At 63.6% G+C, this 12,059-nt stretch carries 14 protein-coding genes and 1 riboswitch; of the genes, 11 read left to right on the forward strand and 3 right to left on the reverse strand.

Going from position 1 to position 12,059, the window contains the following annotated elements:
* Window positions 1-141: 141 nt before the first annotated feature.
* A riboswitch (cobalamin riboswitch) is annotated at window positions 142-340 on the forward strand.
* A gap of 35 nt (window positions 341-375) precedes the next feature.
* The 4 genes from FJ941_RS01585 to cobO are packed head-to-tail and all read left to right on the forward strand — an operon-like array spanning window position 376 to window position 2,498.
* Window positions 376-555, forward strand: coding sequence for a CbtB domain-containing protein (locus FJ941_RS01585; protein ID WP_140502595.1), 180 nt, complete (start codon window positions 376-378; stop codon window positions 553-555).
* Between the two features lie 15 nt (window positions 556-570).
* Window positions 571-1,374, forward strand: coding sequence for a CbtA family protein (locus tag FJ941_RS01590; RefSeq protein WP_140502596.1), 804 nt, complete (start codon window positions 571-573; stop codon window positions 1,372-1,374).
* Complete coding sequence (cobU, locus tag FJ941_RS01595) at window positions 1,367-1,882, forward strand: bifunctional adenosylcobinamide kinase/adenosylcobinamide-phosphate guanylyltransferase (RefSeq protein ID WP_140502597.1); 516 nt, start codon at window positions 1,367-1,369, stop codon at window positions 1,880-1,882. Before FJ941_RS01590 ends, cobU begins: the two co-directional genes overlap by 8 nt.
* 1 nt (window position 1,883) lies before the next feature.
* On the forward strand, window positions 1,884-2,498 hold the full coding sequence (gene cobO, locus FJ941_RS01600; RefSeq protein ID WP_140502599.1) for a cob(I)yrinic acid a,c-diamide adenosyltransferase: 615 nt from the start codon (window positions 1,884-1,886) through the stop codon (window positions 2,496-2,498).
* Here the strand turns inward: cobO and cbiB are convergent.
* Window positions 2,495-3,469 (reverse strand): adenosylcobinamide-phosphate synthase CbiB, encoded by a 975-nt coding sequence (gene cbiB / locus FJ941_RS01605; protein ID WP_140502600.1) that lies wholly within the window; start codon window positions 3,467-3,469, stop codon window positions 2,495-2,497. The genes cobO and cbiB overlap by 4 nt on opposite strands.
* Here cbiB and cobD point away from each other — a divergent pair.
* Both cobD and FJ941_RS01615 read left to right on the forward strand, forming a co-directional pair.
* Window positions 3,468-4,514 (forward strand): threonine-phosphate decarboxylase CobD, encoded by a 1,047-nt coding sequence (cobD, locus tag FJ941_RS01610; protein ID WP_140502601.1) that lies wholly within the window; start codon window positions 3,468-3,470, stop codon window positions 4,512-4,514. The two genes, cbiB and cobD, sit on opposite strands and share 2 nt — an antisense overlap.
* Window positions 4,511-5,020, forward strand: coding sequence for a tyrosine phosphatase family protein (locus FJ941_RS01615; protein WP_140502602.1), 510 nt, complete (start codon window positions 4,511-4,513; stop codon window positions 5,018-5,020). The genes cobD and FJ941_RS01615 overlap by 4 nt, the downstream gene beginning before the upstream one ends.
* 4 nt (window positions 5,021-5,024) lie before the next feature.
* On the opposite strand, the gene FJ941_RS01620 is transcribed toward FJ941_RS01615, so the two are convergent.
* Window positions 5,025-5,828: a creatininase family protein gene (locus FJ941_RS01620; protein ID WP_140502603.1), complete on the reverse strand. Its 804-nt coding sequence runs from the start codon at window positions 5,826-5,828 to the stop codon at window positions 5,025-5,027.
* 56 nt (window positions 5,829-5,884) lie between these two features.
* Window positions 5,885-6,268, reverse strand: coding sequence for a RidA family protein (locus FJ941_RS01625; RefSeq protein WP_140502605.1), 384 nt, complete (start codon window positions 6,266-6,268; stop codon window positions 5,885-5,887).
* Between the two features lie 268 nt (window positions 6,269-6,536).
* Between FJ941_RS01625 and FJ941_RS01630 the strand changes: the two genes are divergently transcribed.
* The 5 genes from FJ941_RS01630 to FJ941_RS01650 are packed head-to-tail and all read left to right on the forward strand — an operon-like array spanning window position 6,537 to window position 11,924.
* Window positions 6,537-7,541: an ABC transporter substrate-binding protein gene (locus FJ941_RS01630; protein WP_140502606.1), complete on the forward strand. Its 1,005-nt coding sequence runs from the start codon at window positions 6,537-6,539 to the stop codon at window positions 7,539-7,541.
* 11 nt (window positions 7,542-7,552) lie between these two features.
* The gene (locus tag FJ941_RS01635) at window positions 7,553-8,377 is read left to right on the forward strand and encodes an ABC transporter ATP-binding protein (RefSeq protein WP_140502607.1); all 825 of its coding nucleotides are present in this window, start codon (window positions 7,553-7,555) and stop codon (window positions 8,375-8,377) included.
* Window positions 8,364-9,212, forward strand: coding sequence for an ABC transporter permease (locus FJ941_RS01640; RefSeq protein WP_140502608.1), 849 nt, complete (start codon window positions 8,364-8,366; stop codon window positions 9,210-9,212). Before FJ941_RS01635 ends, FJ941_RS01640 begins: the two co-directional genes overlap by 14 nt.
* Before the next feature lie 4 nt (window positions 9,213-9,216).
* The gene (locus tag FJ941_RS01645) at window positions 9,217-10,521 is read left to right on the forward strand and encodes a cytosine deaminase (RefSeq protein ID WP_140502610.1); all 1,305 of its coding nucleotides are present in this window, start codon (window positions 9,217-9,219) and stop codon (window positions 10,519-10,521) included.
* Window positions 10,521-11,924 carry an FAD-binding oxidoreductase gene (locus FJ941_RS01650; RefSeq protein ID WP_140502777.1) on the forward strand — a complete coding sequence of 468 codons (1,404 nt, stop codon included), beginning with the start codon at window positions 10,521-10,523 and terminating at the stop codon, window positions 11,922-11,924. The genes FJ941_RS01645 and FJ941_RS01650 overlap by 1 nt, the downstream gene beginning before the upstream one ends.
* The last annotated feature ends 135 nt before the right edge of the window (window positions 11,925-12,059 follow it).

Raw genomic sequence — 12,059 nt, forward strand, 5'->3', positions numbered from 1 at the left:
GCTGGCTTCCTGTGAGGGTTGCGAGCCGACACCCGACTAGAAAATTTGTCAATCAGGACGGGATGGAGCGGCTTCGCCGATACGACGCTCCTGCGCTGGCGACTGTCGGAATTTGGTTTGCCGCGCGCGGCAAATTTCCCTATAGTCACCAACGTCGTCGGTTCCTTTTTGGAGCCAAGAGGGAATGCGGTGCGGACAGGAATTCCTGTCCAATGCCGTGGCTGCCCCCGCAACTGTGTGCGGTAGTCCTCTCCATATGCCACTGAGGGTTTTCCTCGGGAAGGTGGGGAAGGGCGCTTATCCGCGAGCCAGGAGACCTGCCGGCGACAGGAAACTGACTTCGATGCCCTCGGGTGGAGGGCGAAAGGACAAGACATGACTACCGCTTCCGTCTCCCTCGGCGCCTCCGTCTCCTCGCAGTCGCGCTTCATGCAGCTCGCGCTCGCGGCGCTGCTCGGCATGTTCGTCGTCGGCTTTGTCGGTTTCTCGCATATCGATGCGGTCCACAATGCCGCCCACGACTATCGCCACTCGATGGCGTTTCCCTGCCACTAACGAGGATCTGACATCATGAATCTGTTTCGCAACGTCGTGTTCATCGCGGCGATCGCGGGGCTTGTGGCGGGTGTCGTTCTCGCCTGTATGCAGGCCTATGCGACAGTGCCGCTGATCCTCAAGGCGGAAGTCTACGAACAGGCCGGCGGCGGCCATCACCATGACCACGCGGCTGCACCGGCGGCGAGCAACGATGCGGTGAGCACGGTCGCGCCCGCTGGGAATGCGATGAGTTCTGCCGCGCCAGCACCCGCCGAAGTCACGGCACCGGCGGAGGAAGATGAAGGCTGGGCGCCGGCCGACGGTGTCGAGCGTTTTGCCTTCAGCGTGGTTGCCAATATCGTCACCGGCATCGGCTTCGCGCTGGTCCTGGTCGCGATTTCCGAGTTTGCCGGCGGCGTCGGCAATTGGCGCCAGGGCGTATTCTGGGGGCTGGCCGGCTTTGCCGTGTTCACGCTGGCACCAGGCCTCGGCCTGCAGCCGGAACTGCCGGCGATGCCGGCGGCCGATCTGCTTGCGCGCCAGATCTGGTGGACGGCAACGGCCGCGGCGACCGCTATCGGCCTTGGCCTGATCGTGTTTCGCAGATCGCTGCCATTGACCATCTTCGCCGTCTTGCTGATCGTCGTCCCGCATATCGTCGGCGCGCCGCAGCCCGACAGTTTCGAGACGCCTATCCCGGAAGGCCTGCACCATCAGTTCGTGGTGGCGGTGACGGTGACCAATCTGGTGTTCTGGCTGGTGCTCGGCGCGGTCGTGGGCGTGGTGCGCAGGCGCTTCACCGGCACGGCGACCAGCTTGCGCGACAGCTTTGCCTGACCGCGGCAAGCTGACTTTCATCATCGGTGGCGCGCGCTCCGGAAAGAGCGCGCACGCCGAAACCCTGGTGACGGCATTCCCCCCGCCATGGGCGTATGTCGCCACGGCGCAAACCTATGACGATGAGATGCGCGAGCGCATCGCGGTGCACCGCTCGCGGCGCGGTGAGGGCTGGTCGACCATCGATGCGTCACTCGACCTTGCCGAAGCGCTGGAGGCCTTGCCGGATGATCGGCCGGTGCTTGTCGACTGCCTGACGCTATGGCTGACCAATCACATGCTGGCCGATTACGACGTCGAGGCGGAGTGCCGACGGCTGGCCGACGTGCTGTCGCGGCCGCGCGGACCGTGGTTCGTGGTGTCGAACGAGGTCGGGCAAGGCATCGTTCCCGACAATGCACTGGCGCGGCGTTTTCGCGACGACGCCGGCCGGCTCAACCAGCGGGTCGCCGCGGTTGCCGACACGGTGCTGCTGATGGTGGCGGGGCTACCGCTCAAGGTGAAGTGAAATGACCGATATCGACGACAAGGATGAAGAGCGCCATCGCGCCAAAATGGCCAAGCGCAAGGCGGTGCAGGACGCCGAGGTTGCGAGCAAGACGGTCGAGAAGGGGTTGCTGATCGTCAACACCGGTCCCGGCAAGGGCAAGACCACGGCCGCCTTCGGGCTGGCGCTGCGGATGCTCGGCCACGGCAAGCGCGTCGGCGTCGTGCAATTCATCAAGGGCAAATGGCACACCGGCGAGAAGGATGCGTTTGCCGCCTTCGGCGACCGCGTGGTCTGGCATGCTATGGGCGAGGGTTTCACCTGGGAGACGCAGGACCTGAAGCGCGATATCGCCGCCGCCGAAGCCGCCTGGGCCAAGGCGCTGGAATTGATCGACGATCCCTCGATCAGCCTTGTCGTGCTCGACGAGCTCAACATTGCGTTGCGCTACGACTATCTCGATCTCGACAAGGTGGTTGCGGCGCTGAAGGGCCGGCGCGAGGGTCTGCATGTCGTCATCACCGGCCGCAACGCCAAGCCAGCGCTGGTCGAGGCTGCCGATCTGGTCACCGAGATGGGCGTCACCAAGCATCATTTCTCGGCGGGCGTGAAAGCTCAGCAGGGCATCGAGTTTTAAAAAACCAGAACAGCGATCACCGCGACCAGGCCGAACAAGCCAATCAGCAGGAAATCAGCGACACGGTAGAGTTGCAGCGCGCGCCTTATATCGCCGCTGTCGACATCGCTGCGGCCGCCTTCGCCCATGAAGATGTCGTCGACCATGACACCGCCATAGCTGCGTGGTCCGGCAAGCGCGAGCCCAAGCGCGCCGGCCATGGCCGCTTCGGGCCAGCCGGCATTGGGCGAGCGGTGTTTTTTCGCGTCGCGCCGTACCGCTTGCCAGCCGCAGTGGGGGTCGGCGCCCTCGACCAAGAAGGAAGCGAGCACGATCAGCAGCGCCGTCAGCCGCGATGCCGGCAGGTTGATCCAATCGTCGAAGCGCGCCGCCGCCCAGCCGAACGCCTCGTGGCGCGGGGTGTGGTGGCCGATCATCGAATCGGCGGTGTTGGCCGCCTTGTAGGCGGCGCCGCCGGCCAGCCCGCCAACGCCGGTCCAGAAGGCGGGGGCGACGATGCCATCGGAAAAATTCTCCGCCAGGCTTTCGATCGCCGCACGGCAGACGCCTGCCCGGTCCAGCGTTTCGGGATCGCGGCCGACGATCCGCGAGACGGCGGCGCGGCCCATGTCGAGGCCTCCACTGTCGAGCGCGTCGGCGACGGCTTCGACATGTTCATGCAGGCTCTTCTGCGACAGAAGCGATGTTGCCAGAAGGACGGCAATGATCCATCCCAAGGGGACGAACCAGAGCAGAACGAGCTGCACGCAAAGACCTGTCAGCGCCGGCACCAGCACGATGACCAAAAGCGCCTGGACACCACGTTGACGACGCAGTGCGTCGGGATCAGTGGCGCGGTTGAGCCTCAAGTCGAGAAAGGATATCAGCCTGCCGAACCACGTCACCGGATGGCCGATGGCGCGAAACAGCCAGTCGGGATAACCAAGGGCGAATTCGACAACCAATGACAGGAAAGCGATCAGGACAGACATGAAGCTTCTTGAAGGAGCGGTGGACCATGGTGGAAGTCTTGGCCGGGCAAGGGCGCTTTTCCCCAATGCCGTGCTGCCTTTCGTCGACCTCTCGACCGGTATCAATCCGCACTCCTACCCGCTTTTCGACCTGCCCGCCACCTCTCTGTGGCGGTTGCCGGAGGCCGCGCGTGGGCGCGAACTGATAGAGATCGCGGCCAACACCTATGGCGCGCCTTCCGCGGGAAACGTGGTGGCGGCGCCCGGGACCCAAATCCTGCTGCCGCGCGTGGCCTCGCTGGTGAGGCCCGGTAAGGCGAAGGTGCTGGGGCCGACCTATGCCGAACACGCCCGGGCGGCGGCGATTGCCGGGCATGAGGTGGTCGAGGTCAGCGATTTCGCGGCGCTGGCGGACGCTGACCTCGCCATCATCGTCAATCCGAACAATCCGGATGGGCGCATCATCGAGCGCGACCGGCTGCTGATGCTGGCTGACGGACTTCGCGCCAAGGGCGGGCTGCTGGTCGTCGACGAGGCGTTCATGGATGTCGGTCCACGCGAACACAGCCTCGCCGCCGACGTCGGCCAGGCCGGCATTGTCGTGCTGCGTTCCTTTGGCAAGTTCTTTGGTCTGGCCGGCCTGCGGCTTGGGTTCGCACTTGCCGATGCGCCGACGGCTGAACGGTTGCACATGCAGTTCGGGCCGTGGGCCGTCGCCGGACCGGCGCTGGAATACGGCATCCGCGCGCTCGCCGATCTCGGCTGGCAAGATGCGATGCGGGCGTCGCTGGCGGATGAGGTGGTGCGGGTTGATGCGCTGTTTGGCCGGTTCGGCGTTCGCGTCGCGGGCGGCACCATATTGTTCCGCTATCTCAGCCTGCCCGATGCCGGCGGCCTGTTTTCTGCGCTTGGCGAGAGTGGCATCCTGCTCCGGCATTTCTCTGACCGGCCGCATGCCCTGCGCGCCGGCCTGCCGGCAAACGAGGAGGAATGGCGCAGGCTTGAATCCGCCCTTGCCGAATGGGCGTCGCGGCGCGAGGATCGGTCGAAAGGTTCGAAACAATGATCCATGTCTGCTCGCTGGCGAAGATCGAGGAAACCGTTGCCAGGACCGGCGCCGACCGCATGCTGTCGCTGCTTGCCGCCGGAACGGACGTAATTCGACCAGCCTCAATCCCCCGGGAAAACCATCTGCATCTGGTCATGCACGACATCGCCGTGGCGCAGGAGGGGATGACCGTGCCGGGCGAGGAGCATGTGCGCAACCTGCTCGATTTCGCGCGCCGCTGGAACCGCGCAAAGCCGATGGTCGTGCATTGCTATGCCGGCATCAGCCGCTCGACCGCCTCGGCCTATATCATCGCCGCGGCTTTGGCGCCGAAACGCGACGAGGTGGAACTGGCGCAGACGCTGCGCGCGCTGTCGCCTTCGGCGACGCCCAATCCACGGCTGATCGCTGTGGCCGACACGCTGCTCGAGCGCAATGGCCGCATGATCGAGGCGATCGAAGCGATCGGGCGCGGCGCCGACGCCTTCGAAGGCACACCGTTCGCACTCAAGATCGATATTTAGGCGGCTATTTCAGCCACTCGGCGAGCTTGGCCTTGCGCACGTCCCGCACCAGGCTGATGAAGCCATTGGCCTGATATTCCGCGGTCAACCGGCCTTTCTCGGCTGTCGCGATGCTGGCGTCGCCGACCACGCCGTTTGCGTTGAGATCGCTAGCGATCCAGGCGAAGGCATGCGTGCCGGTCTGGCGCAGAAGCGCGAATTCCTTCTCCGCGTCGGCGACGTTGGAAACGAAACTGTCGGCCTTGCCCATGTCGACGAGGTCCGGCCGGAAATGCAGCATCAGCGAAGTCTCGACGTCGCCCCCATGGATGCCGTGGCGGTCCTCAAGTTCGGTGTACATGCCGGCCGGACGGCCAAAGCGCTGCCAACTGGTCTTCACCGCCAGCATCTTTTCGCGCACGCGCAGTTCGCGCGTGACGATACCCATGATCTCTTCATTGCCGCCATGGGAATTGACGACGATGAGCTTGCGCACGCCGGCGCGCGCTATCGACAGGCCAAGCTCGGTCCACGCCTCGATCAGCGTCGTTGCCGGCAGGGTCAATGTGCCCGGCGCGTGCAGATGCTCGTTCGACTTGCCCACCGCCTGGACCGGCAGGATGCGGATATCGAGGTCCTCGGGCAGGCGTGCGATCACCGTGTCGAGCATGCCGTTCATGATCGACGTGTCGGTCGAGACGGGCAGATGCGGCCCATGCTGCTCGATCGCCGCGACCGGCAGCACCGCGATCGTCATCTCGGGATCGATCGAGGCATACTCGGTTGTCCGGTAATCGCCCCACCAGACGCGTCTTTTTGCTACGGTCATGTCACGCCTCTTCAAATGATCAGGGCAGACCTAGCGCGGTGTGCCCGGCCTGTCGATCACCCGGCCGCGATCGCCTCGACCTCGACCTTGAATTCGGGCCGGGCAAAGCCGGAAACGATCATCAGCGTCGAGGCCGGCGCCGGGCTCGAAAACAGCCGGTCGCGGACCTCCATATAGGGCCGCAGATGCGCACGGTCGGTGACATAGGCGTTGATGCGCACGATGTCGCCAAGCCCCAGCCCGGCCTCGCTCAGGATCGCCGCGATGTTCCTGAAGCAGAGTTCGGCCTGCGCGCCGGCGTCGTCCGGTATCTGGTCGTCCGCCGTGATGGCGACCTGACCGGAGCACAGCACCAGCCGCTTGCCGGCCGCCACCTCGACGCCGTGGCTGTAACGGGCAAAGGGCGGCTTGATCGACTTCGGGGTGAGGAACTTGAACATGGCAATCTCCTGGATATGGCCAGCCTAAGGCCGGATGCATTGCACCATCAAGATGGCGGTGCATGTCGCCGGTGCGATTGTGGACAGGCGTTCAAAAAATAGGCACGATGCCCTTCGGTGCAGCACGACCTTTCCGGCTTTCGCAGATGGCTGTGGTGCAGGCGGGCGGGTCCCGGCGCGCGACGCCGGTGGCATGTGTCTTGCTTCTTGAATCTTTGGTGTCAAGCACGGCGCGCAGCGCGCCGGTGCAAATAAAGGGTGGTGGTCAATGTACGTGAAACAGAAGATTTCGGTCGCGGTGGTGGCTCTCCTTGCGGCCAGCACATTGGGCGCGGCGGCGAATGAAAAAGTGACTTTCGGCACCAACTGGCTCGCCGAGCCGGAACATGGCGGCTATTACCAGGCCGTGGCGGATGGCACCTATGCCGCCTGCGGCCTCGATGTCACCATCATGCAGGGCGGCCCGCAGGTCAGCGGCCGGCCGATGCTCCTTGCCGGCAAGATCGATTTCTACATGGGCGGCAATTTGCTGTCGGCCTTCGATGCCGTCCAGCAGGGCATTCCGATGCGTGTCGTGGCCGCCGATTTCCAGAAGGATCCGCAGGTCATCATGTCCCACCCCGGTGAGGGGCTCGACAAATGGGAAGACCTGAAGAACGCCGAGCAGTACATTCTGGGCGATGAAGGTGCGCAGACCTTCTTCCAGTGGATGGTCATCGAACTCGGTTTCGACGCTTCAAAGCGCGCTCCCTACACCTACAACACCGCTCCTTTCCTCGCCAACAAGAAGTCGATCCAGCAGGGCTACGTCACTTCGGAGCCGTTCGCGGTCAAGAAGGAAGGCGGCTTCGTGCCGAACCAGTTCCTGCTCGCCGACTATGGTTGGGATACCTATTCGACCACGATCGAGGTGATGCAGGACACGATCGACAAGAAGCCCGAGGTGGTCCAGTGCTTCGTCGATGGCTCGGCCAAGGGCTGGTACAAGTACCTCTACGGCGACAACAAGGCCGCCAACGATCTGATCAAGAAAGACAATCCTGACATAAGCGACGAGCAGATCGCTTTCTCGATCGACCAGATGAAGAAGTTCGGCCTTGCCGATTCCGGTGACACCGAGAAGCTCGGCATCGGCGCCATGACCGATGCGCGGATCAAGAGTTTCTACGACAAGATGGTCAAGGCCAAGGTCACGCCTGCAGGCATCGACATCACGAAGGCCTACACGCTGGCCTTCGTCAACAAGGGCGTCGGGCTCGAGCTGAAGAAATAGGCCGGCCCGGCATGATGCGGGAAAAGGTGGCGCAAACGCCCGCCTCGGACATGGCTCCGATCTTGCTGGCGCTGCGTGGCGTCGGCAAGGTCTTTTCCAATGGCGTGACGGCGCTCAGCGATGTCGACCTGACGATCCGGGAAGGCGATTTCCTGAGCCTGCTCGGACCATCGGGCTGCGGCAAGTCGACGGCGCTGCGGCTGATTGCCGGCCTGTCGACGCCGACATCAGGTGTGCTCGACTGGCGTGGCGGCGGTTCGCTCGACCGCGCGAATATCGGCTTCGTCTTTCAGGAGCCGACGCTGCTGCCCTGGGCCAGCGTCTTCGACAATGTCTGGCTGCCGCTCAGGCTGAAGGGCATTTCCCGCGCCAAGGCAGCTCCAGCGATAACGGAGATGCTGGCGCGTGTGCACCTGACCGGTTTCGAAGACGCCGTGCCGCGCGAACTGTCGGGCGGCATGAAGATGCGCGTCTCGATCGCGCGCGCCATGGTGACCAAGCCGCGCGTGCTGTTGATGGACGAGCCGTTCGCGGCGCTCGACGAGATCACCCGCTTCAAGCTCAACAACGATCTGCTGGAACTGTGGCAAGACGAACGCTTCACCGTCGTCTTCGTCACCCACAGTGTGTTCGAAAGCGTGTTTCTGTCCAACCGCGTCGTCGTCATGGCGGCGCGGCCGGGCAGGGTGTTCGACGAACTCGCCATCGAGGCATCCTATCCGCGCGACGAGGCGTTTCGCACCTCGCCGGATTATGCGGCCCTTTGCCGGCAGGCCTCGGATGTGCTGGTCAATGCCATCAATTCAACTGCGGGCTCGCATCATGACGGTCATTGACGGCACGTTGAAACTCGACCCCGAGGAGGCGCGGCGCGTGCGCCAGGAGCGGCTCGAGCGAATCGGCCGCTGGGTGCTGCCGCTGGCAATCATGGTCCTGGCGATCTGGCTGTGGGACCGTATCTGCGTGTGGAACGCGATTCCGCAATACATCCTGCCGCGCCCCGGCGTGGTGCTGACAACGCTCTACAACGATGCCGGCCTGCTGTTTTCCGCACTGCTGGTCACCTTGCGCATCACCTTCCTCAGCCTGCTCCTCGCAGTTGTCGGCGGCGTCGGCCTGGCGGTCTTGTTCGCGCAGTCGAAGTGGGTGGAGATGTCGTTCTTCCCGTTCGCCATCGTGCTGCAGGTGACGCCGATCGTGGCAATCTTTCCGCTGATCAACATTTATGTCGACAATCAGACGACCAAACTTCTGCTGTGCGCCTGGATCGTCGCCTTTTTCCCGATCCTGTCCAACACCACGCTTGGCCTGAACTCGGTCGACCGCAATCTGCGCGACCTGTTCAAGCTCAACGGCGCGACGCGGTGGCAGCAGCTGCGCTATCTCAGACTGCCGGCGGCGATGCCGTATTTCCTCGGCGGGCTGAAGATCGCTGGCGGCCTGTCGCTGATCGGCGCCGTGGTGGCCGAGTTCGTCGCCGGCGCCACCGGCCAGTCGTCGGGGCTCGCCTCGCGCATTATCGAGGCCGGCTACCGGCTGAATGCACCCAGGCTTTTCGCGGCGCTATTTTTGATTTCACTTACCGGCATCCTGATCTTCCTCGTACTGTCGCTGATTTCGCATCTCATTCTGCGGCGCTGGCACGAGAGCGCACTGAAGCAGGAGCGTTAGTGCCTTGATACCAACCTCCGGTCCCTATCACCTCGCCAATGTCCGGCTTCACGCGTCGCTGACGCCGGGCGTTGCCGCGGCTTTCGACAGAGATGGTTTTGCGCTGACCGACATCACCGTCGCGGGCGGCAAGATTTCCAGCATCGCCGCTGCGCATGCCGCATCGAAGGTATCGGCCGGCGCCATCGACCTTGGCGGCCGTGTCGTGCTGCCCTGTTTCGTCGACTGCCACACGCATATCGACAAGGGCCATATCTGGCCGCGAAAGCCCAATCCTGACGGTACGTTCATGGGCGCTCTGAACGCTACGGGGGCCGACCGCACTGCCCGCTGGAGCGCCGAGGATGTGGCGCGCCGCATGGATTTCTCGCTGCGCTCGGCCTACGCGCATGGCACCCGGGCGCTCAGAACTCATATCGACAGCGTCGCGCCGCAGGAGGAAATCTCCTGGCCGGTGTTCGAGACGATGCGCGAGGCATGGCGTGGTCGCATCAAATTGCAGGGTGCCTGCCTGCTCGGCATCGAGGGCGTGCGCGACAAAAAATGGTTCGACAGGCTGGCGAAACGCGTGGCCGCCGCCAAGGGCGTGCTTGGCGTCGTCACCTATATGGTGCCAGACCTGGAAGAGCTGCTCGACCACGTTTTCGCGCAAGCGATCAAGCATGGGCTCGATCTCGATTTCCATGCCGACGAGACCGACGATGTCGCCGCAATCTCGCTGAAGAAGATCGCCGAGGCGGCACTGTGGAACGGCTTCGAGGGAAAAATCCTCGTCGGCCATTGCTGCTCGCTGGCGCGGCAGCCGGATCTCGAGGTGCTGGACACGCTGGACAAGGTGGCGAAGGCTGGGCTCGCAATCGTGTCGCTGCCGATGTGCAATCTCTATTTGCAAGATCGTCGCGCTGATCAAACCACACCGCGCTGGCGTGGCGTGACGCTGCTGCACGAGATGAAGGCGAGGGGCATTCCGGTGGCCGTCGCTTCAGACAACACGCGCGATCCCTTCTATGCCTATGGCGATCTCGACATGCTGGAGGTCTACCGCATGGCGACACGTATCCTGCATTTCGATCATCCGGTCGCCGACTGGCCGCAGGCGGTCACCGCGACGCCGGCCAAGGTGATGCGGCTCGATGGCTTCGGCACGCTTGCCGCCGGAGGCGATGCCGACTTTGTGCTGTTTAAAGGTCGGAGCTGGACGGAATTGCTGTCGCGGCCCGAATCGGATCGCATCGTCGTACGCGCCGGACGCGCGATCGACCGGCAATTGCCCGACTATGCCGAACTCGACGAGTTGATGGTGGAATGATGGATGTTTCGGCGCTGAAACGCGATCTCGATGGGATGAAGCTCGACGACAATCCGGCCATCGTCCAGCAGAAGAGCCGCGACTTCTACTGGTACAGCCCGGTTCTGAAACAGCAGCTCGACCATGTCACCGGCGACCTGATCGTGACGCCGAAGACCGAAGCCGAGCTGCTCCGCGTGCTTGCCGCCTGTCACCGCCATGGCGTGCCGGTGACGCCGCGCGGCAGCGGCACCGGCAATTACGGCCAGGCGATGCCCCTGTCGGGAGGCGTGGTGCTCAATCTTGCGGAGATGAACGAGATCACGTCGATCGGCCCAGGCCGCGTGGTGACCGGACCCGGCGCGATCCTGGCCGACATCGACAAGGCGACACGGGCGCATTCCGGACAGGAATTGAGGCTGTCGCCCTCCACCTACAACACCGCTTCGATCGGCGGCTTCATCGCCGGCGGTTCTGGCGGCGTCGGCTCGATCAATTTCGGCGGATTGCGCGATTTCGGCAATGTGCTGCGCTTGCGCGTGGTGACGATGGAGGCCGAGCCGAGGGTGCTCGAACTGACAGGCGAAGACCTGCACAAGGTGACCCATGCCTATGGCACCAATGGCATCATATCAGAGGTCGAGATGCCGCTGACGGCAGCCTATGAGTGGATCGACGTCATCGTCGGCTTCGACGCTTTCATGGATGCGGCCCGCTATGGCAATGCGCTGGCCTGCCAGGATGGCATCCTGACCAAGCTGATCACGCCGATCGCAGCACCCGTTCCGCAGCTCTATTTCAAACGCCACCAGAAATTTTTCAGGGAAGGCCAAAGCATCTGCGTCGTCATGGTGGCGCAGCATGGGCTGGACGCCTTCCTTGCCTTTACGCGCCGCGCTGGGGGCGAAGTGATCTTCAACGCCGCCCTTGCCGCGCCGGAGGAGAAAAAGGGCCTGCCGCCGGCCTATGAATTGGCCTGGAACCACACGACGCTCAGGGCGCTGCGCGTCGACCCAGCCATTACCTATCTGCAGTCGCTCTATCCCTTTCCCAACCAGCTGGCGCTGGTCGAGAAAATGGACGCGATGTTTCCCGGAGAAGTGTTCTCGCATCTCGAATTCGTGCGGCTGGACGGCAACATCACCTGCTTTGGCCTGCCACTGGTCAACTTCACCACCGAGGCGCGGCTCAACGAGATCATCCGCCTGCACGAGGACAACGGCTGCCCGATCTTCAACCCGCACCGCTACACGCTGGAAGAGGGCGGCATGAAGCAGACGGACGCGGTGCAACTCGCCTTCAAGCGTGAGACGGACCCGCAAGGCTTGCTCAACCCTGGCAAGATGATCGCCTGGGAAAACCCGGACTATGATTATCGTTCGGGCCGGACTTTTCTGTTCAAGGGGCTGCAAAAGGCAGGCTGATAACGATGAAGCGTTGGCGCCAAGCCACCCCCCTCTGGCCTGCCGGCCATCTCCCCCTCAAGGGAAATTGGATGTCGCCTGGGCTTTCGCCAATTGCCAACGCCGCAACGGATTGGGGACGTCGAAACTGCCAAT

The organism is Mesorhizobium sp. B2-3-13, from assembly GCF_006442195.1.
Taxonomy (GTDB): domain Bacteria; phylum Pseudomonadota; class Alphaproteobacteria; order Rhizobiales; family Rhizobiaceae; genus Mesorhizobium; species Mesorhizobium salmacidum.